The organism is Modestobacter sp. SYSU DS0875 (assembly GCF_054050915.1).
Map to the genome: position 1 here is coordinate 111,371 of NZ_JBJHAH010000002.1, position 19,991 is coordinate 131,361.

General features: G+C 74.4%; 19 protein-coding genes. 16 read left to right on the forward strand and 3 right to left on the reverse strand.

Going from position 1 to position 19,991, the window contains the following annotated elements; all coding sequences use genetic code 11:
- The first annotated feature begins 5 nt into the window (after positions 1-5).
- Positions 6-557 (forward strand): hypothetical protein, encoded by a 552-nt coding sequence (locus ACI79Y_RS01580; protein WP_457156804.1) that lies wholly within the window; start codon positions 6-8, stop codon positions 555-557.
- Between the two features lie 10 nt (positions 558-567).
- On the opposite strand, the gene glgX is transcribed toward ACI79Y_RS01580, so the two are convergent.
- On the reverse strand, positions 568-2,742 hold the full coding sequence (gene glgX, locus ACI79Y_RS01585; RefSeq protein ID WP_457156805.1) for a glycogen debranching protein GlgX: 2,175 nt from the start codon (positions 2,740-2,742) through the stop codon (positions 568-570).
- Between the two features lie 62 nt (positions 2,743-2,804).
- On the opposite strand from glgX, the gene ACI79Y_RS01590 reads away from it, so the two are divergent.
- From ACI79Y_RS01590 to ACI79Y_RS01630, 9 genes are all read left to right on the forward strand, one after another.
- The gene (locus ACI79Y_RS01590) at positions 2,805-3,602 is read left to right on the forward strand and encodes an ABC transporter ATP-binding protein (RefSeq protein ID WP_457156806.1); all 798 of its coding nucleotides are present in this window, start codon (positions 2,805-2,807) and stop codon (positions 3,600-3,602) included.
- 74 nt (positions 3,603-3,676) lie between these two features.
- Positions 3,677-4,462: an enoyl-CoA hydratase/isomerase family protein gene (locus tag ACI79Y_RS01595; RefSeq protein WP_457156807.1), complete on the forward strand. Its 786-nt coding sequence runs from the start codon at positions 3,677-3,679 to the stop codon at positions 4,460-4,462.
- Positions 4,459-4,872 carry a VOC family protein gene (locus ACI79Y_RS01600; RefSeq protein ID WP_457156808.1) on the forward strand — a complete coding sequence of 138 codons (414 nt, stop codon included), beginning with the start codon at positions 4,459-4,461 and terminating at the stop codon, positions 4,870-4,872. The genes ACI79Y_RS01595 and ACI79Y_RS01600 overlap by 4 nt, the downstream gene beginning before the upstream one ends.
- A gap of 32 nt (positions 4,873-4,904) precedes the next feature.
- Positions 4,905-6,017: an L-cysteine desulfhydrase Cds1 gene (gene cds1, locus ACI79Y_RS01605; RefSeq protein WP_457156809.1), complete on the forward strand. Its 1,113-nt coding sequence runs from the start codon at positions 4,905-4,907 to the stop codon at positions 6,015-6,017.
- Positions 6,018-6,122: 105 nt separating this feature from the next.
- Positions 6,123-6,902, forward strand: coding sequence for an electron transfer flavoprotein subunit beta/FixA family protein (locus ACI79Y_RS01610; protein ID WP_457156810.1), 780 nt, complete (start codon positions 6,123-6,125; stop codon positions 6,900-6,902).
- Between the two features lie 31 nt (positions 6,903-6,933).
- The gene (locus ACI79Y_RS01615; protein WP_457156811.1) at positions 6,934-7,896 is read left to right on the forward strand and encodes an electron transfer flavoprotein subunit alpha/FixB family protein; all 963 of its coding nucleotides are present in this window, start codon (positions 6,934-6,936) and stop codon (positions 7,894-7,896) included.
- 155 nt (positions 7,897-8,051) lie between these two features.
- Positions 8,052-9,242, forward strand: a complete 1,191-nt coding sequence (locus ACI79Y_RS01620; RefSeq protein WP_457156812.1) for a cysteine desulfurase family protein — start codon at positions 8,052-8,054, stop codon at positions 9,240-9,242.
- Between the two features lie 2 nt (positions 9,243-9,244).
- Positions 9,245-10,318, forward strand: coding sequence for a tRNA 2-thiouridine(34) synthase MnmA (gene mnmA, locus ACI79Y_RS01625; RefSeq protein ID WP_457156813.1), 1,074 nt, complete (start codon positions 9,245-9,247; stop codon positions 10,316-10,318).
- A 48-nt stretch (positions 10,319-10,366) separates the two neighbouring features.
- On the forward strand, positions 10,367-11,425 hold the full coding sequence (locus ACI79Y_RS01630; RefSeq protein WP_457156814.1) for a methionine synthase: 1,059 nt from the start codon (positions 10,367-10,369) through the stop codon (positions 11,423-11,425).
- Between the two features lie 11 nt (positions 11,426-11,436).
- Here the strand turns inward: ACI79Y_RS01630 and ACI79Y_RS01635 are convergent, their stop codons facing one another.
- The gene (locus tag ACI79Y_RS01635) at positions 11,437-11,817 is read right to left on the reverse strand and encodes a hypothetical protein (protein ID WP_457156815.1); all 381 of its coding nucleotides are present in this window, start codon (positions 11,815-11,817) and stop codon (positions 11,437-11,439) included.
- A 155-nt stretch (positions 11,818-11,972) separates the two neighbouring features.
- Here ACI79Y_RS01635 and ACI79Y_RS01640 point away from each other — a divergent pair, with 155 nt between their 5' ends.
- Complete coding sequence (locus ACI79Y_RS01640; RefSeq protein WP_457156816.1) at positions 11,973-13,241, forward strand: DUF222 domain-containing protein; 1,269 nt, start codon at positions 11,973-11,975, stop codon at positions 13,239-13,241.
- Positions 13,242-13,391: 150 nt separating this feature from the next.
- Complete coding sequence (gene ligA, locus ACI79Y_RS01645; RefSeq protein WP_457156817.1) at positions 13,392-15,560, forward strand: NAD-dependent DNA ligase LigA; 2,169 nt, start codon at positions 13,392-13,394, stop codon at positions 15,558-15,560.
- A gap of 10 nt (positions 15,561-15,570) precedes the next feature.
- On the opposite strand, the gene ACI79Y_RS01650 is transcribed toward ligA, so the two are convergent.
- Positions 15,571-16,230, reverse strand: coding sequence for an ACT domain-containing protein (locus ACI79Y_RS01650; RefSeq protein ID WP_457156818.1), 660 nt, complete (start codon positions 16,228-16,230; stop codon positions 15,571-15,573).
- A 193-nt stretch (positions 16,231-16,423) separates the two neighbouring features.
- Here ACI79Y_RS01650 and gatC point away from each other — a divergent pair, with 193 nt between their 5' ends.
- Genes gatC through gatB form a run of 4 tightly spaced genes read left to right on the forward strand, consistent with a single transcriptional unit; the run spans position 16,424 to position 19,987 of the window.
- The gene (gene gatC / locus ACI79Y_RS01655; protein ID WP_457156819.1) at positions 16,424-16,723 is read left to right on the forward strand and encodes an Asp-tRNA(Asn)/Glu-tRNA(Gln) amidotransferase subunit GatC; all 300 of its coding nucleotides are present in this window, start codon (positions 16,424-16,426) and stop codon (positions 16,721-16,723) included.
- Positions 16,723-18,267: an Asp-tRNA(Asn)/Glu-tRNA(Gln) amidotransferase subunit GatA gene (gene gatA / locus ACI79Y_RS01660; protein WP_457156820.1), complete on the forward strand. Its 1,545-nt coding sequence runs from the start codon at positions 16,723-16,725 to the stop codon at positions 18,265-18,267. Before gatC ends, gatA begins: the two co-directional genes overlap by 1 nt.
- Positions 18,264-18,479: a hypothetical protein gene (locus ACI79Y_RS01665; protein WP_457156821.1), complete on the forward strand. Its 216-nt coding sequence runs from the start codon at positions 18,264-18,266 to the stop codon at positions 18,477-18,479. Before gatA ends, ACI79Y_RS01665 begins: the two co-directional genes overlap by 4 nt.
- Positions 18,476-19,987, forward strand: a complete 1,512-nt coding sequence (gatB, locus tag ACI79Y_RS01670; RefSeq protein WP_457156822.1) for an Asp-tRNA(Asn)/Glu-tRNA(Gln) amidotransferase subunit GatB — start codon at positions 18,476-18,478, stop codon at positions 19,985-19,987. The genes ACI79Y_RS01665 and gatB overlap by 4 nt, the downstream gene beginning before the upstream one ends.
- Positions 19,988-19,991 lie beyond the last annotated feature (4 nt).

Genomic DNA, 19,991 nt, shown 5'->3' on the forward strand with positions numbered 1-19,991 from the left:
TGGCAGTGCGGCGGCGGACCCTCGCGGCGCTGCTGGCGGTGTCCTGCGTCGGGGCCTGCTCCGGACCCACCGCGGACGGCGTGACCACGCTGGTCAAGGCGGACGGCCGGAGCCCGTCTCTGGGCTCGGAGGACGTCGGCGGCGGGTACTACGCCGTGCTGGAGGTCGCCTACGACGAGGCGACGGCCGCGGCGGCCTGGGATGCGGTCGTCCCCTCCGGTCTGCCATCGGCCGACGGTGAACCTCGCGAGCCCGGTCGCTACGGGGCGCTCGAGGACGTCGACCTCGCCGAGCAGGTGCTCGTCGTGTTCTCCGGCGGCCAGTCGGGCGTCTGCCCTGGCTGGCTCGGTGACGTCTCGGTGGCCGATGGCGAGGTGCACCTCGAGGAACGCCGGCACGTCCCCGGGGACGGCTGCACAGACGACTTCGCCCCCTACCGCCTCGTCCTGGCGGTGGACCGGGACCGGGTGCCGGCCGCCGAGGCGCTGCCGACCGAACGGGTGCTGGTCGACGGGAGGGACCTGGCCGGGCTGGTGACCAGCTACCCGGCCGGCTGAGGGCTGACGGTCAGCCGGCGTGCGCCGCCGCCGGCTGCGGCGGGCGCAGCACCCGCAGGGCCCACACCGACCGGCCGGGCAGCTGCACCGGGCCCGGGGCCACCGCCGTCGGCCGGGGTGGCTGACCGGTCGGGTACTCGGTCGCCAGCACCAGCTCGTAGCCGTCGCTCCAGGGTGCACCCGGCAGGACGACGTCGACCGGGTCGGCGCCGGCGTGCAGCCAGATCAGCCACGAGTCGTCGACCACCGGCCGCCCGCGTTGGTCGCGGTGCCGCAGGCCGCGGCCGTCGAGGTACATGCCCACGGTCTGCAGGTCGGTGTCGAACCAGTCACCGCTGGTGAGCTGCTCTCCGGTGGGGGAGAACCAGGCCAGGTCCCGGGTGCCGCCGGTGCCGGCCACCTCGGCGCCCTCGAAGAAGGCCTCCTGGCGCAGCGCCGGGTGCGCCCGCCGCAGCCCGACGGCGTGCGCGACGAACGACCACAGATCGGCGTCGATCGCCCCCCAGTCGAGCCAGGAGACCTCGTTGTCCTGGCAGTAGGCGTTGTTGTTCCCGCGCTGGGTGCGGCCCAGCTCGTCGCCGGCGGTCAGCATCGGCACGCCGGTCGACAGCAGCAGGGTCGCCAGGTGGTTGCGCACCTGGCGGGCCCGCAGCTCGGTGACCGACGGGTCGTCGGTGGGGCCCTCGACGCCGCAGTTCCAGTTGCGGTTGTGGCTCTCGCCGTCCCGGTTCTCCTCGCCGTTGGCCTCGTTGCACTTGGTCTCGTAGGTGACCAGGTCGGCCATGGTGAAGCCGTCGTGGGCGGTGACGAAGTTGACCGAGGCGAACGGGCGGCGGCCGTCGGAGCGGTACAGGTCGGAGGAGCCGGTGAGCCGGTAGGCCAGGTCGCGCACCCCCACCCGGGCCCCGGACCACACGTCGCGCACGGTGTCGCGGTACTTGCCGTTCCACTCCGTCCACGGTGGCGGGAAGTTGCCCACCTGGTAGCCGCCCTCCCCGACGTCCCAGGGCTCGGCGATCAGCTTGACCGTGCTGACCACCGGGTCCTGGTGGACCACGTCGAAGAACGCCGACAGCCGGTCGACGTCGTGCATCGAGCGGGCCAGCGCGGAGGCGAGGTCGAACCGGAACCCGTCGACGTGCATCTCGGTGACCCAGTAGCGCAGCGAGTCCATCAGCAGGCCGAGCACGGCCGGGCGGCGGACGTCGAGGGTGTTCCCGCAGCCGGTGTAGTCGGTGTAGCGGGACGGGTCCTCACCGCCCAGCCGGTAGTAGCCACCGTTGTCGATGCCCTTGAACGACAGGGTCGGGCCGGTGTGGTCGCCCTCGGCGGTGTGGTTGTAGACGACGTCGAGGAGCACCTCGATGCCCGCGGCGTGCAGCGCCTTGACCATGGCCTTGAACTCGGTCACCTGACCGCCGCGGGAGCCTGCCGAGCTGTAGGCCGCGTGCGGGGCGAAGTAGCCCAGCGTGTTGTAGCCCCAGTGGTTGGTCAGCCCGCGCCGCAGCAGGTGCGGCTCGCTGACGAAGTGGTGCACCGGCAGCAGCTCGACCGCGGTGACGCCCAGGGAGACCAGGTGCTCGACGAAGGCCGGGTGTGCCAGGCCCGCGTAGGTGCCGCGCAGTGCCGGGGGCACGTCGGGGTGCAGCTGGGTCGCGCCCTTCACGTGCACCTCGTAGATGACCGTGTCCGACCAGGGCGTGTCCAGCCGGGTGTCGCCGTCCCACGGGAAGGAGTCGTGGATGACCACGCCCCGCGGCACGTACGGCGCGGAGTCCCGGGGGTCGGCGAGGTTCGGGTCGTGCCGGTCGTGCCCGAACAGCGCGTCGTCGAGGACGAGCTCGCCGTCGACCGCCCGGGTGTAGGGGTCCAGCAGCAGCTTGGCCGGGTTGTACCGGGCGCCGGACGCCGGGTCGTGCGGCCCGTGCACCCGGTAGCCGTACCGCTGCCCGGGGCCGACGCCGGGCAGCCGCCCGTGCCACACCTGGTGGGTGGTCTCCTGCAGCCGTTGGCGGTGCTCGGTGCCGTCGGCGTCGAACAGGCACAGGTCGACCGCCGACGCGCCGGCCGACCACAGGGCGAAGTTGGTGCCGGTGCCGTCCCAGTGCGCTCCGAGGGGGGCCGGCCGCCCCGGCCACACCTCCGCCGTGCCGCCGGACCACCGTGCCCCCGTCGAAGCGCTCACCCCGAGCATGGTGCCCGACACGGCCACGCCCCGTCCGTCGCGACGCCCGGCGGGTTGGTTGGATGGCCTCCGTGGAGAACGAGGCCGTCGTCGAGATCCGGGGTGTGGACGTCGTCCGGGGCCAGGCGCACCTGTTGCGCGGGGTCGACTGGACCGTCCGGGCCGACGAGCGCTGGGTGCTGCTGGGGCCCAACGGGGCGGGGAAGACCACGCTGCTGCAGCTGGCGGGTGCGCAGATGCACCCGACCCGCGGCGAGGTGCAGGTGCTGGGGGAGACCCTGGGCGCCGTCGACGTCTTCGAGCTCCGGCCGCGGATCGGGCTCACCAGCGCCGCGCTCGCCCAGCGGATCTCCCCGAGCGAGCGGGTCGGTGACGTCGTCGTGAGCGCCGGCTACGCGGTCATGGGCCGGTGGCGCGAGCGCTACGACGTCCACGACCTCACCCGGGCGGCGATGCTCATGCAGCAGTGGGGCATCGCCCCGATGGCGCACCGGCCCTTCGGCACCCTCAGCGAGGGTGAGCGCAAGCGCACCCAGATCGCCCGCGCGCTGATGACCGACCCCGAGCTGCTGCTGCTCGACGAGCCCGGCGCGGGGCTGGACCTGGGCGGCCGGGAGGACCTGGTCACCCGGCTCACCGGCCTGGCCCGCGACCACTACGCGCCGGCCCAGGTGCTGGTCACCCACCACGTCGAGGAGATCCCGCCCGGGTACACCCACGCGCTGCTGCTGCGCGCCGGGGAGGTGGTCGCCGCCGGCCCGATGGCCGAGGTGCTCACCGCGCCGCTGCTGTCGGAGGCCTTCGGCGTCGGGCTCGACGTGCAGCTGGACCGCGGCCGGTTCGCCGCCCGCCGCGCCTGAAGGACCCCCTCGCCCCCCACCGCTCGCACGCTCGCGGCGGGCCCCTGCGAGGGGGCCGGTCGTAAGGTGCGGGCATGAGCGAGCCGGAGTTCGTGACCCTGCAGGTCGACGGTCCGGTCGGCACGATCCGGCTGGACCGGCCGAAGATGAACGCGATCGACGAGCAGGTCCACCGGGAGGTCCGCGCCGCCGCGCTGGAGGCCGGGTCACGGGAGGACGTGCGCGCCGTCGTCCTCTACGGCGGGGAGCGGGTGTTCGCCGCCGGCGCCGACGTGCGGTCGATGGCGGGGCTGGCCGGCGCGAGCATGGTCGCCTGGGGGCGCGAGCTGACCGCGTCCTTCACCGAGGTGGCCCGGATCCCCAAGCCGGTCATCGCCGCGATCACCGGCTACGCGCTGGGCGGCGGGTACGAGCTGGCGCTGTGCGCGGACTTCCGGGTGATGGGCCACGGGGCGAAGGTGGGGCAGCCGGAGATCCTGCTGGGCGTCATCCCCGGTGCCGGCGGCACGCAGCGGCTGGCCCGGCTGGTCGGCCCGGCCAAGGCCAAGGACCTGGTCTTCACCGGCCGGCACGTGGGTGCCGAGGAGGCGCTGGAGATGGGGCTGGCCGACGCCGTCGTCCCGGACGAGGACGTGTACGCCACCGCCGTGGCGATGGCCCGCAAGTTCGCCGCCGGCCCGCCGCTGGCGTTGGCAGCGGCGAAGCGGGCGATCGACGAGGGGCTGGACGGGTCGCTGGCCGCCGGCCTGCAGCTGGAGAGCCGGCTGTTCGCCGAGCTGTTCGACACCGAGGACCAGGCGGCGGGGATGCGCTCGTTCCTGGAGCGGGGGCCGGGCAAGGCCACCTTCACCGGCCGGTGACCGTTCCGCAGCGACTGTCGTTCATCACCCTCGGCGCCCGCGACGTGGGCCGGCTGCGCGCCTTCTACGCCGCCTGGGGCTGGCAGGAGCGGGACGGCGGCAGCGACGCCTTCGCCCAGTTCGACCTCGGCGGCGTGCGGCTGGCCCTGTACCCGCTGGCGCGGCTGCGCGCCGAGGCCGCCCCCGACGCGGCGCTGCCGGAGCCGGGCGGCTGGAACGGGGTGACCCTGGCGGTCAACGTGGCCACCCGCGCGGAGGTCGACGTGGCGTTCGCCGCCGCGCTGGCCGCCGGGGCCGCCACGGTGGCCCCGCCGGTGGCGCGGGACTGGGGCGGCTACAGCGGCTACGTCGCCGACCCCGAGGGCACCCGGTGGGAGCTGGCCTGGCTGCCCGGCCTCCTGGAGGGCTGAGCCGGACGGCGGAGGTGCGGGATCATGCCCGGGTGACCGCACCGGGCCCCGCCGCTGACGTCGACCGCTCCGACCGCGCCGGTCGGGCCTGGGCCGAGCGCGCGGTCGCGCTGGTCGAGGCCGACGCGCACCGCAGCGCCGACACCCACCTGCTGGTGTTCCCGCTGCCGCCGGAGTGGGGGATCGACCTCTACCTCAAGGACGAGTCGACCCACCCCACCGGCAGCCTCAAGCACCGGCTGGCCCGCTCGCTGTTCCTCTACGCGCTGTGCTCCGGCCAGCTGCACGAGGGCAGCACGGTCGTGGAGGCCTCCAGCGGGTCGACCGCGGTCAGCGAGGCCTACTTCGCGCGGATGCTCGGGCTGCCCTTCGTCGCGGTCATGCCGGCGGCCACCAGCCCGGAGAAGATCGCGCTCATCGAGTTCCACGGCGGCCGGTGCCACCTGGTCGCCGACGCCGGCAGCGTGTACGACGAGGCGCGCCGGATCGCCGCGGAGTGCGACGGCCACTACCTGGACCAGTTCACCAACGCCGAGCGGGCGACCGACTGGCGCGGCAACAACAACATCGCCGAGTCGGTGTTCGACCAGCTGGCCCGGGAGCGCCACCCGGTGCCGGAGTGGGTGGTCGTCGGGGCGGGGACCGGGGGCACGAGCGCCACGATCGGCCGGTACCTGCGCTACCGCCGGCTGCCCACCCGGCTGGCCGTCGTCGACCCCGAGGGGTCGGCCTTCTTCGCCGGCTGGCGCGACGGCGACCCGGCTGCCACCGCGCGCGGGTCGCGGATCGAGGGGATCGGCCGCCCGCGGGTGGAGCCGTCGTTCGTGCCGACGATCGTCGACCGGATGGTGTGCGTCCCGGACGAGGCGTCGCTCGCGGCGATGCGGCACCTCCAGCGGGTCACCGGGCGGCGGGCCGGCGGCTCGACCGGCACCAACCTGTGGGGCGCCTTCGGGCTGGTCGCGGAGATGCTCGCCGCGGGCCGCACCGGCAGCGTCGTGACGCTGCTGTGCGACGGCGGCGAGCGCTACGCCGACACCTACCACTCCGATGCCTGGGTGGCGGGCCAGGGGCTGGACCTGGCGCCGTGCACCTGGACGCTCGAGCACTTCACCGCGACGGGGGAGTGGCACCCTCCCACGTGACGGGGACCACCCGTACCGGCGTCGTTACCGATGAGTAACCTCGATGATCGGCGCGAGGCGGGCCCCGCCCGCGCCCCGACGAAGCACCGCGGAGGTCGTCTGACGATGGACATCGTCGTTCTGGTCAAGCAGGTCCCCGACTCCGGCAGCGAACGGAAGCTGGACCCGGCGGACAACACCGTCGCCCGGGCCGCCGCCGACAACGTCATCAACGAGATGGACGAGTACGCCATCGAGGAGGCGCTGACCCTCAAGGAGGCGCACGGCGGCGAGGTGACCGTGCTGACCGTCGGCCCGGACACCGCCACCGACGCGATCCGCAAGGCGCTGTCGATGGGCGCGGACAAGGCGGTGCACGTCAGCGACCCCGCGATCCACGGCGCCTGCGCCCCGCAGACCAGCGCCGTGCTCGCCGCCGCGCTCTCCCGGCTGTCGTACGACCTGGTGCTCTGCGGTGCCGCGTCGACCGACGGACAGGTCTCGGTCATGCCCGCGCTGCTGTCCGAGCGGCTGGGCATCCCGCAGCTGTCCGGCGCCCGCAAGCTCACCGTGGAGGGCGCGACGGCCCGGGTCGAGCGGCAGACCGACGGCGGCTACTGGGAGCTGGAGGCCCAGCTGCCGGCGATCGTCTCCACCTGGGACACGATCAACGAGCCCCGGTACCCCTCGTTCAAGGGGATCATGGCGGCCAAGAAGAAGCCGGTGGAGACGCTGACCCTCGCCGACCTGGGCATCGACCCGGCGACGGTCGGTCTGGCCACCGCCACCAGCGCCGTCGTCGACTTCGCCGGCCGCCCGCCCAAGGGCGAGGGCGTGAAGGTGACCGACGACGGCGACGGCGCCGAGAAGCTGGTCGGCTTCCTCGCCGAGCAGAAGATCGTCTGAGCCGGACCTCGAGGAAGAGGAGCAGCAGAACATGGCAGAGGTACTGGTCCTGGCCGAGCTGGACCCGGCCGGCGGTGGCGCGCGCAAGACGACGCTGGAGGCGCTGACCGCGGCCCGCGCCCTCGGTGAGCCCTCGGCGGTCGTGCTCGGCGCCCCCGGCGCCGCCGCATCGGTGCGCGAGCAGCTGGCCGAGTACGGCGCGGCGAAGGTCTACGTCGCGGAGTCCGACGACGTCGACGCCTACCTGGTCGCCCCCAAGGCCGAGGTGCTGGCGCAGTTGGTCGCCGACAAGCAGCCGGCGGCGGTCGTCATCCCGTCCTCGTCGGAGGGCAAGGAGATCGCCGGCCGGCTGGCTCTCAAGACCGGCAGCGGCTTCCTCACCGACGTCACCGAGATCGCCCCCGACGGCACCGCCACCCAGGTGGCCTTCGCCGGGGCGACGATCGTGCACTCGAAGGTCACGGTCGGCACGCCGATCTACACCCTGCGCGGGAACTCGGTCACCGCCGAGCCCGCCCCCGCGGCCGGCGCCGAGGAGTCCGTGGCGGTCTCGATCACCGAGCAGGCCCGGCAGACCCGCGTGGTCGACCGGGTGGTGGAGCAGAAGAGCAGCCGCCCCGAGCTCACCGAGGCGTCGGTCGTCGTCTCCGGTGGCCGCGGTGTGGCCAGCGCGGAGAACTTCGCCGTCATCGAGGGGCTCGCCGACGCCCTCGGCGGCGCCGTCGGCGCCTCGCGCGCGGCGGTCGACTCCGGCTTCTACCCGCACACCTTCCAGGTCGGGCAGACCGGCAAGACCGTCTCCCCGCAGCTCTACATCGCGGTCGGGATCTCCGGGGCGATCCAGCACCGCGCGGGGATGCAGACCTCGAAGACGATCGTCGCGGTCAACAAGGACCCCGAGGCGCCGATCTTCGAGCTGGCCGACTTCGGTGTGGTCGGCGACCTGAACACCGTCGTCCCGGCCGCCACCGAGCAGATCGCCGCCCGCAAGTAGTCGTTCCAGCATGCCTCTCGCTCGTCGGGCACCGACCTGGGGTCGGTGCCCGACGAGCGTGCGAGGCATCCGCTTTCCACCAGCCGGGCGCCCGGCGACGGGGCCCGTTCCCCGGCGCCTACGCTTGCCGGTGCCATGACCTACCAGGACCAGCCATGACCTACCTGGACCACGCGGCCACCACCCCGATGGTGCCGGCCGCCGTCGAGGCGATGGCGGCACAGCTGGGCCGGGTCGGCAACGCCTCGTCGCTGCACGCCAGCGGGCGCGAGGCCCGGCGGGTGGCCGAGCAGGCGCGCGAGCAGCTCGCCGCCGCCCTGGGCGCCCGCCCCTCGGAGGTGCTGTTCACCGCCGGTGGCACCGAGGGCGACAACCTCGCGGTCAAGGGCCTGTACTGGGCCCGGCGGGGCACCGACGACCGGCGGCGCCGGATCGTGGCCAGCCCGGCCGAGCACCACGCCGTCCTGGACAGCGTGGAGTGGCTGGAGAAGCACGACGGCGCCGAGGTCACCTGGCTGCCGGTCGAGCCCAGCGGCCGGATCACCCCCGGGGCGCTGGCCGACGCCCTCGGCGAGGGCACCGACGTGGCGCTGGTCAGCGTCATGTGGGCCAACAACGAGATCGGCGCGGTCAGCGACGTCGCCGCGCTGGCCGAGGTCGCGCACGCCGTCGGCGTCCCCCTGCACACCGACGCCGTCCAGGCCGTCGGCCAGCTGGCCGTGGACTTCACCGCCAGCGGCGTCGACGCGCTGACCATGACCGGGCACAAGCTCGGCGGGCCGATGGGCGCCGGCGCACTGCTGCTGCGCCGGGACGCCGAGTGCACCCCGCTGCTGCACGGCGGGGGCCAGGAGCGCGACGTGCGGTCGGGCACCCTCGACGTCGCCGCCATCGTCGGGCTGGCCACCGCGACGCAGCTGGCCGTCGCCGACCGGGAAGAGCGGGGCACGCGGATCGCGGCGCTGCGCGACCGGCTGGTGACCGGCGTCGTCGCCCAGGTGCCCGACGCCCAGCTCAACGGCCCGGCGCTGGACGACGTCGTGGCCGGTGGCCCGGGCCGGCTGCCCGGCAACGCGCACCTGTCCTTCCCGGGCGCGGAGGGCGACGCGCTGCTGATGCTGCTCGACGCGCGCGGCATCGAGTGCTCGACCGGGTCGGCGTGCAGCGCCGGCGTCGCGCGCCCCAGCCACGTGCTGCTCGCCACCGGGGCGGACGCCGCCCGGGCGCGCAGCTCGCTGCGGTTCAGCCTCGGCCACACCTCCACCGACGGCGACGTCGACGCCGTCCTCGAGGTCATCGCGCCGGTCGTCGAGCGGGCGCGCCGGGCCGGCACCGGGCGGTCCTGACCGTGCGGGTCATCGCCGCGATGAGCGGGGGAGTGGACTCGGCGGTCGCCGCCGCGCTGGCGGTGGAGGCCGGGCACGACGTCACCGGCGTGCACCTGGCGCTCTCCCCGGACCGCCAGCAGCTGCGGAGCGGGTCGCGGGGGTGCTGCAGCGTCGAGGACGCGCACGACGCCCGGCGGGTGGCCGACGAGCTCGGCATCCCGTTCTACGTGTGGGACCTGGCCGAGCGGTTCCGGGAGGACGTCGTCGAGGACTTCGTCGCCGAGTACGCCGCCGGTCGCACGCCCAACCCCTGCCTGCGCTGCAACGAGAAGATCAAGTTCTCCGCGGTGCTGGACCGGGCGCAGGCGCTCGGCTTCGACGCCGTCGTCACCGGCCACCACGCCCGGCTGACCGACGGCGAGCTGCGCCGCTCGGTCGACGCGGCGAAGGACCAGTCCTACGTGCTGGGCGTGCTGACGCCCGCGCAGCTGGCCGGTGCCGCCTTCCCGCTCGGGGGCATGACCAAGGAGCGCGTGCGCGAGCTCGCCGCCGAGCGTGGGTACGCGGTGGCCGCCAAGCCCGACTCGCACGACATCTGCTTCATCGCCGACGGTGACACCCGCGGCTTCCTCGCCCGCCGGCTGGGCGAGCAGCCCGGGCCGGTGGTCGACGCGCTGACGGGGGAGACCGTCGGCACCCACGCCGGCGCCTACGGCTTCACCGTCGGTCAGCGGCGCGGGCTCGGGATCAGCACCGGCGACCAGCGGCCGCGCTACGTGCTGGGCATCGAGCCGGTGAGCCGCACGGTGACCGTCGGCACCGCCGAGCAGGCCGAGGTCGGCGAGGTGCGCACCGGGGCGCCGACGTGGACCGGACCCGCGCCCGTGGTGCCGTTCACCGCGGAGGTGCAGCTGCGCGCGCACGGCACCCCGGTGCCGTGCACGGTCACCGCGGCCGGCGACGGCGGCCTGCAGATCGAGCTGGGCCGCCCGCAGCGCGGCGTCGCGCCGGGTCAGTCCGCGGTGCTGTACGAGCCGGACCCGGTGCGGGGTGACCGGGTGCTCGGCCAGGCAGCCGTCCGCCGCGCGCAGTGACGACGGCGGTCGGCGGGTGCCCGGGAGGGGCGGGCTACCGTCGGCGCCGTGGCCTCGCCGAGTGACTCCCCGGACGACAGCAGCACCTCCGGCCCGGCCGTGCCGGGCCAGGACGGCCTGACGGCTGGTCCCTTCCCGTGGGGGCCTGCCTCCGGGGTCGGGTCGCTGCCCGGCACCGACCCGGTGGAGGCGATGCGGGTGGTGCTCGGTGAGCTGCCGGACTTCCCGCACCTGCCCGAGCTGCCCGGTCGGGGCGCCGGGGCCGACATGATCGGCCGTTCCGCCGGCCTGCTGGTCGACCTCGCCGTCGACCTGGTCCCGGCCGGCTGGCGGCTCGTCCCGCGCCCCGGCGCCGACCAGCGCCGCGCGCAGGAGCTCCTGGCCCGCGACCTCGACGCCCTGCACGAGGTCGCCGACCGCTATACCGGCCCGTTCAAGGTGCAGGTCACCGGCCCGTGGACGCTGGCCGCCGGGCTGGAGCGCACGCGGGGTGACCGGGCCGTCGTCGACGCCGGCGCCCGGCGCGACCTGGCCCAGTCGCTGGCCGAGGGCGTCGCCGCCCACGTCGCCGCGGTGGTCGGGCGGGTGCCCGGCGCCCGGGTCGTCGTCCAGCTCGACGAGCCCTCGGTGCCCGCGGTGCTGCAGGGTGGGCTGCCCACGGTGAGCGGATTCGGCAAGCTGCCCGCCGTCGAGGCGCAGGTGGTCGAGGAGGAGCTCGCCGACGTGGTGGGCCGCATCGCGGCACCCGTGGTCGTGCACTGCTGCGCCAACCGGGCGCCGCTGGAGCTCTTCCGCGCCGCCGGGGCCGCCGCCGTCTCCTTCGACCTCGGCATGGTGCAGGACCTCGACGACATCGGCACCGCGGTCGAGGCGGGCACCCACCTGCTGGTCGGTGTCGTGCCGGGGACCGACGCGACCCTGGCTGCACCGAAGGTGACCGCCAGCCGGGTGCAGTCGTGGTGGCGGGAGCTGGGTTTCCCGGTCGAGCACCTGCACGAGGCGGTGGCCCTGACACCGGCCTGCGGCCTGGCCGGGGCCAGCCCGGCCTACGCCCGGACGGCGATGGAACACGTCCGGGAGGCGGCGAAGTACCTGCTGCCCGAGTGAGCGGGCTCGGCTCAGCCGAGCCCGCCGACCGGTGACACCACGCCGGTGTCGCGCGGGCAGGCCCACACCGCCTCGCCGTCCTGCAGTGTTGGGGTGAGCGGGTGCGTGGTCGGGTGCCGCGGGCAGGGTGGCCAGTTCGTCGGCCGAGAGCCCCACAGCGCCTCGATGGCCCACTCCTGCACCCGGTCGGCCACCTCGACCACCTGCTCGTCCAGCGGCTGCCCGAGGGTGACAGCCACCCCCTGGCCGCTGCCGTCGGCGCGCCACAGCATGGCGCCGGCGCGGCCGGGGTCACCCGTCCAGTCGCTCGCCTCGATGCGCGGCAGGGGGACGCCGGTCGCGACCAGGTCGGCGAGCACGGGGGCCAGCGCCCGGGTCAACTGCTCGTCCACGGGTCCATGGTGGCCCACTGGTGAACGGTTCGCCCGGCTGTCGTCAAGGTCCTCGTCGCATCTGTGGACGGGCCTTTGACCTGGACATTCGGCTGGTCGATGTTGTCGGTTGCCGGTAGGCTTCGAACACACGTTCGGATTGGTGGGAGGTGTCCGTGAGCCGTTCGGCGACGCTGGACGCCGTTGCGCCGAATGTGGTCGCGGAGCTGCGGGCCGAGGGCCTGAGTGAGCTGGATGCGGCGTTGGCTGCGTTGGCTGGGGAGGGGCTGCACGGGCTGTCCGACGGTCAAGTGTTGGACCGGACGGCGCTGCTGGTGGCGGCGCGGAACCGGTTGGACGCGGAGCTGACCCGCACGGTTCGGCACGCCGAGCTCACGCAGGCCGCGGAGCACGACGGGCTGAAGTCGATGCGGTCGTGGATGATCGGACACGTGCGGTTGGCCCCGGCCCAGGCGTCGCGGATCGTGCGGGCCGGGCGTGCGCTGGAGTCCTTCCCGGCGCTGGCGGCGGGGTTCGCCGCGGGGTCGGTGACCGCGGCGCAGGTGAACGTGGTGGCGGAGGAGGTCGGCCCCGGTGAGGTGGCGCAGGCCCAGGAGCAGGGCATCGACCTTGCGGAGTTCGATCAGACCTGGGCGGTGATCGCCGCCGGTGCGCCGCATGAGTCGTTGAAGGCCGCGGTGCGGCTGTTCGAGGCCGCGCTGGACCCCGACGGTCCCGAGCCCGACCCGACCGAGGGCCGGCGGCTGACGATCGCCAAGCACGCCGATGGTTCGGTGACCGGGCGGTTCGGTCTGGACGCGGTGGGTGGGGAGAAGGTGCAGGCGGCGATCGAGTCGATCCTGCAGGCCGACCGCCCCAGGGGCGATGAGCGGACCCGCGCCCAGCAGCAGGCCGACGCGTTCGTGCAGGTGTGCGACAACCAGCTGGCGTCGGGGAACCTGCCGACGCTGCGGACGGTGAAGCCGCACGTGGTGGTGGGGATCGACCTGGAGGACCTGGTCGACGACACCGTTGGCCCGGGTGTGGCACAGCTCGGGTTCGGGGCGATGATCTCTGCCGCCCGCGCCCGGTACCTGGCCTGTGACGGGAGCATCTCCCGGATCGTGATGGGCCCTGACGGGGTGCCGCTGGACCTGGGCCGGGACCACCGGGTGGTCACCCCGGGGTTGCGCAAGGCGGTGGAGCGCCGCGACAAGTCCTGCGTGTTCGCCGGCTGTGGCGCCCCGACCTGGTGGTGCGACGTCCATCATCTGATCCACTGGCTCCACGGCGGCGAGACGTCACTGACCAACTCCGCACTGTTGTGCGAACGGCACCACACCAAGGTCCACCACGGATTCCGGGTCGAACGACAACCCGACGGGCGATGGCGCACCTCCCGGCCCGACGGCACCGAGATCCTCATCGGACCCCGGCTCACCTGACGTCGACGATCGCCCGCTGCCCCTGCCCGCTGCTCGCTGCCTTGGCAGGGCCGGGCGGCTGCGGGCACCACCGGCGACCGCGCGCACCCGCGCGGGTGACGCGGCGGCGACCGCCGTGTCCCGTCGGACCCGCCGGTTACGGTTTCCTGCGTGAGCACCGAGGCAGGGGTGGAGCAGGACGCGGTGGACGGGCGCGACCAGCCCGCGGTCGAGGCCGCCGTCGACCGGGCGGACCTCACCGAGGTCCCCGACGAGGTCCGCACCCGGCACCGCGACCTGTCCGAGGAGCTCGACCGGTACGCCTTCGCCTACTACGTGCAGGACGCTCCGCTGGTCAGCGACGGCCAGTACGACGAGCGCCTCGCCGAGCTGAAGGCCATCGAGGCGGCCCACCCGGCGCTGGTCACCCCCGACTCGCCGAGCCAGAAGGTCAACGGCGGCTTCGCCGCCACCTTCGCCCCGGTCCAGCACCTGGAGCGGATGCAGAGCCTGGACAACGCCTTCTCCTCCGACGAGCTGTCGGCCTGGGCCGCCCGCGTCGAGCGCGACGCGGGCGCCGGTGTCAGCTGGCTCTGCGAGCTCAAGATCGACGGCCTGGCCGTCGCGCTGCTCTACGAGAAGGGCCGGCTGGTGCGGGCGGCCACCCGCGGTGACGGCACCACCGGTGAGGACGTCACCGCCAACGTGCGCACCATGCGCGACGTCCCGCCGCAGCTGAGCGGTGACGACCTGCCCGACCGGCTCGAGGTCCGCGGGGAGATCTACTTCCCGGTCGCCGCCTTCGCCGACCTCAACGCCGCGATGGTCGAGCAGGGCAAGCCCCCCTTCGCCAACCCGCGCAACGCCGCGGCCGGCTCGCTGCGCCAGAAGGACCCGAAGGTCACCGCATCCCGCCCGCTGCAGCTGATCGTGCACGGCATCGGTGCGCACGACGGCTGGCAGCCCGCGCGGCAGTCCGAGGCCTACGCCCGGCTGCGTGAGCTCGGCCTGCCCACCAGCGGACGGTACGAGGTCGTCGACGACCTCGAGGCCGTCTGGGGTTACATCGAGCGTTACCGCGACCAGCGGCACTCGGTCGAGCACGAGATCGACGGCGTCGTCGTCAAGGTCGACCAGGTGGCCCTGCAGCGGCGGCTCGGCTCGACCAGCCGCGCCCCCCGCTGGGCGATCGCCTTCAAGTACCCGCCGGAGGAGGCCACCACGACGCTCCTGGACATCCGGGTCAACGTCGGCCGCACCGGGCGGGTCACGCCGTTCGCCTACATGGAGCCGGTCAAGGTCGCCGGCTCCACCGTCCAGCTGGCCACCCTGCACAACGCCAGCGAGGTGCAGCGCAAGGGCGTGCTGATCGGCGACACCGTCGTCATCCGCAAGGCCGGCGACGTCATCCCCGAGGTGCTCGGCCCCGTCGTCGCGGCGCGCACCGGCGACGAGCGGGCGTTCGTCATGCCCACCCACTGCCCCGAGTGCGGCACCGAGCTGCGGCCGGAGAAGGAGGGCGACGCCGACATCCGCTGTCCGAACTCCCGCTCCTGCCCCGCCCAGCTGCGGGAACGGGTCTTCCACGTCGCCGGCCGCGGCGCCTTCGACATCGAGGTGCTCGGCTACGAGGCGGCGGTCGCGCTGCTGGAGTCACACCTGCTGACCGACGAGGGCGACGTCTTCTTCCTCGACGAGGAGGCGCTGTGCCGCACCGACTTCTTCACCAAGAAGGACGGCACCCTCTCGGCCAACGGTCAGAAGCTGCTGGCCAACCTGCAGACCCGCAAGGACGTCCCGCTCTGGCGGGTGCTCGTCGCCCTCTCCATCCGGCACGTCGGGCCCACCGCCGCACAGGCGCTGGCCCGGGAGTTCCGCTCGATCGACCGGCTGATGGCCGCCGGTGAGGACGAGCTGGCCGCCGCCGAGGGCGTCGGCCCGACCATCGCCGCCGCGGTCCGCGACTGGTTCGCCGTCGACTGGCACCGCGAGGTGGTGGAGAAGTGGCGCCGGGCCGGGGTCCGGATGGCCGACGAGGGGGAGGACGCCGGCCCCGGTCCGCTCACCGGGGTCACCGTCGTCGTCACCGGGTCGCTGCGCGACCACAGCCGCGACCAGGCGATCGCCGCGATCCAGCAGCGCGGCGGCAAGGTCACCGGGTCGGTGTCGAAGAAGACGGGGTTCGTCGTGGTCGGCGCCGACCCGGGCAGCAAGTACGACAAGGCCGTGCAGGTGAAGGCGCCGATCCTGGACGACGACGGGTTCCAGGTGCTGCTCGAGCAGGGCCCGGACGCGGCCCGCGAGGTCGCCACCATCGGCGAGGGCACCGACCAGGCCTAGGGATCTCGCGTCAGGCCGGGGGCATCCGGGCGACGGTCGCGGCGAGGCCGGTGAGGTGTGCCAGCCGCAGCAGCTCCGAGCGCCGGAACGCCGGCCCGCCGGACCGGCCGAGCAGCACCGCCTGACCGCCGTCCAGCGGGGCGGCCATCATCTCGACCGCCAGCTCCTGCCAGCGGCTCGGCACCCACTCCGCCTCGCTGGGCAGCAGCAGCGGCCCGGTCAGCGGCAGCCAGGGCATCGAGACCCCGTCCAGCGAGGGTGCGGCGTCCGATGCCGCCAGCACCTGCACGTCCCCCGCCGAGCCGGTGAGCACCACCGCCCAGCCGCTGCGGAAGACCCGCGGCAGCTCCGCGGCCAGCGTCTTCGCCGTGCCCTCGCCGGCCGGTGCGAGCGCCTCCAGCAGGTTCAGCTCCCGATGGGTGTCCAGCGGCCCGGCGAACGGGCGCAGCGACTCCACCTGCACCCCGTCGACCGCGGTCGCCGCGGTGATCAGGCTGTCGGCCACCCGGTCGGGCGGGAGCTCGACCACGATGTCGTCGACGGCCACACCGTTGCCGCGTTCCAGGACGTCGACCGAGACGATGTCGATGCCGGCCTCGCCCAGTGCGGTGGCCACCGCGCCGAGGATGCCGGGCCGGTCGGGCACGACCAGCCGCAAGAGGTAGGACACGTCGATCCTCCGGTGCCGTCCGGGTGCGGGCCGATCTCCGTCGATCGCGGGCAGGTGCAGCCTCCCGCATGGAGGGCCCGGGCTCCAAGCCCGGCTCGCACGGGCGCCCGTCGCCTCCCACGTACAGTGGCGGGGTCGTGGACGTGGGCCCCAGCGGGCCCGGCCGGCTGACGGAGTGGGGTCGCAACAGAGCATGAGCAGCATCTCGCGGGACGACGTCGCGCACCTGGCGCGCCTGGCCCGGTTGGCGGTGACCGACGACGAGCTCGACCGGTTCGCCGGCCAGCTCGACCAGGTGCTCGCAGCGGTCGCCCGCGTCGGCGAGGCCGCCGTCGGCGACGTCCCACCGATGACCCACGCCGTGCCGCTGACCAACGTGCTGCGCGCCGACGAGGTCACCCCGAGCCTGCCCCGCGAGGCCGTGCTGGCCGCCGCGCCCGCCGCCGAGGACGACCGCTTCCGCGTGCCGCGCATCCTGGGGGAGAGCGCGTGATGGCAGCCGCAGGAGCATCGCAGGGCGCGCTCACCGCGCTGGACGTCGCGGAGCTGTCCCGCCGGCTCACCGCCGGTGAGGTCAGCGCCGCCGAGGTCACCCGTGCCCACCTCGACCGGATCGCCGCCGAGGACGGCGCCCTCGGCGCCTACCTGCACGTCGACGGCGACGCCGCGCTGGCCGCCGCCACCGTCGTCGACGAGGCGCGTGCCGCCGGCGCCGAGCTGGGCCCGCTGGCCGGTGTCCCGGTGGCGCTGAAGGACCTGGTCGTCACCGAGGGGGTGCCCACGACCAGCGCCTCGAGGATCCTCGAGGGCTGGCGGCCGCCCTACAGCGCGACCATCGCCACCCGGCTCGCCGAGGCCGGCACCGTGCTGCTCGGCAAGACCAACATGGACGAGTTCGCCATGGGCTCCTCCACCGAGAACTCGGCCTACGGCGTCAGCCGCAACCCGTGGGACCGCGACAGGGTCCCGGGCGGCTCCTCCGGTGGGTCCAGCGCCGCCGTCGCCGGCTCCCTGGCGCCCTGGGCCATCGGCACCGACACGGGTGGCTCGATCCGCCAGCCGGCTGCGCTCACCGGCCTGGTCGGGCACAAGCCCACCTACGGCTCGGTCTCCCGCTACGGCCTGATCGCGTTCTCCTCCAGCCTCGACCAGGCCGGGCCGATGGCCCGCACGGTCCTGGACGCCGCCCTGATGCACGAGGTCATCGGTGGCCACGACCCGCGCGACTCGACCAGCATCGACAGCCCGCTGTCCGGGCTGGCCGACGCCGCGCGCGCCGGTGCGGCGGGCGACCTGCGCGGTGTCCGCGTCGGTGTCGTCCGCGAGTTGGGCGGGGACGGGCACGCCGAGGGCTACGACCCCGGGGTGCTGGCCCGCACCCGGGAGGCGGTCGAACTGCTCGCGAGCCTGGGCGCCGAGGTCACCGAGGTCTCCTGCCCGTCGTTCGACCTCGCGCTCCCGGCTTACTACCTGATCGCCCCCAGCGAGGCCTCCAGCAACCTGGCCCGCTACGAGGGCGTCCGGTTCGGGCTGCGGGTCGGCGACGACGGCAGCCGCGACCTCGACGAGGTCATGGCGCTCACCCGGGAGCAGGGCTTCGGCCCGGAGGTCAAGCGGCGGATCATCCTGGGCACCTACGCGCTGTCCAGCGGCTACTACGACGCCTACTACGGCCAGGCGCAGAAGGTCCGCTCGCTGATCGCCCGCGAGTTCACCGCCGCGTTCGCCGGGGTGGACGTGCTGGTCAGCCCGACCAGCCCCACCGTCGCCTGGCCGCTGGGCGCCCGGGTCGAGGACCCGATCGCGATGTACGCCGCCGACCTGTGCACCCTGCCGGCCAGCCTGGCCGGCCTGCCGGCGATCTCGGTGCCCAGCGGCCTGTCCGAGGGGCTGCCCGTCGGCCTGCAGGTCATGGCGCCGGCGCTGGCCGACGACCGCTGCTACCGGGTCGCCGCCGCCCTCGAGGCCGCGCAGGACGCCGCCCGCGGCCACCGCCTGCTCGACGAGCTGCCGACGGCCGCCGGGACCCCGGCGTGAACGGCCCGCTGAAGGCAGCCTGGGGGCTGACCGCCTTCGTGATCGTCGCCGGGATCGTGCTGTGGGCCGTCACCGGCCGCGCGATCTTCGCCGTCTTCATCGGCCTCGGCCTGCTCACCGCGGTCGGCGCCTGGTTCACCGGGCGCACCGCGCCCACCTCGAAGCAGACCCGGGTGCAGGGCGAGCTCAGCTACCCGGAGGAGAAGGAGTGACCGCCACCATGTCGGACCGGCTGGTCGAGTTCGACGACGCCGTCGCCCGCTACGAGCCGGTGATCGGCCTGGAGACCCACGTCGAGCTGGGCACCGCCTCCAAGATGTTCTGCGGCTGCTCGACCACCTTCGGCGCCGAGCCGAACACCCAGACCTGCCCGGTCTGCCTCGCGCTGCCCGGCTCGCTGCCGGTGGCCAACGTCGCGGCGATCGAGGCGACCATCCGGATCGGGCTGGCGCTGGGCTGCCGGATCGCGAACTGGTCGCGGTTCGCCCGGAAGAACTACTTCTACCCGGACATCCCCAAGGGCTTCCAGACCAGCCAGTACGACGAGCCGCTGTGCACCGCCGGCCACCTCGACGTGCAGGTCGACGGGCAGACGTACCGGGTGGAGATCGAGCGGGTGCACCTGGAGGAGGACACCGGCAAGAACCTGCACGTCGGTGGCGCCACCGGGCGGATCCAGGGCGCCGACCACTCGCTGGTCGACTTCAACCGCGCGGGCATCCCGCTGGTCGAGATCGTCACCCGGCCGGTCCCGGGCGCCGGCGCCAAGGCCCCCGAGGTCGCCCGCGCCTACGTCACCGAGCTGCGCGAGATCCTGCTGACCCTCGGCGTCTCCGAGGTGCGCATGGAGCAGGGCAACCTGCGCTGCGACGTGAACACCTCCCTCGCCCCGGTCGGCAGCCTCGAGTGGGGCACCCGCACGGAGACCAAGAACGTCAACTCCCTGCGCTCGGTCGAGCGCGCCGTCCGGTACGAGATGCGCCGTCAGGCCGCCCTGCTGGACGACGGCGGGACCGTGCGCCAGGAGACCCGGCACTTCCACGAGGACACCGGGTCGACCTCGCCCGGGCGCAGCAAGGAGGAGGCGACCGACTACCGGTACTTCCCCGAGCCCGACCTGGTGCCGCTGGCGCCGGACGCCGACTGGATCGAGCGGCTGCGCGCCGCCCTGCCGGAGCTGCCCGCTGCCCGCCGGGCCCGCCTGCAGGAGGAGTGGGGCGTCTCGGCCACCGAGATGACCTGGCTGGCCAACGCCGGCGCCCTCGGCCTGGTCGAGCAGACCGTGGCCGCCGGGGCCACCCCGGCCGACGCCCGCAAGTGGTGGCTGGGTGACCTCGCCCGCCGGGCCAACGAGCTCGGGGTCGAGCTCGGCCAGCTGGCGATCACCCCGGCCCAGGTCGCCGAGCTCACCGGGCTGGTCGCCGCCGGCACGGTGAACGACAAGCTCGCCCGGCAGGTGCTCGACGGGGTGCTCGCCGGCCAGGGCGGTCCGGCGCAGGTCGTGGAGGCGCAGGGGCTGGCGGTGATGGGGGAGTCCGACGAGCTCGTCGCCGCCGTCGACGCCGCCATCGCCGGTGCCCCCGACGTCGTGGAGAAGGTCCGCGGCGGCAAGGTCCAGGCGCTGGGTGCGCTCGTCGGGCAGGTCATGAAGGCCACCCGCGGCAAGGCCGACGCCCCGACCGTCAAGCGCATGCTCGAGGAGCGCGTGCTCGGCTCCTGACCGG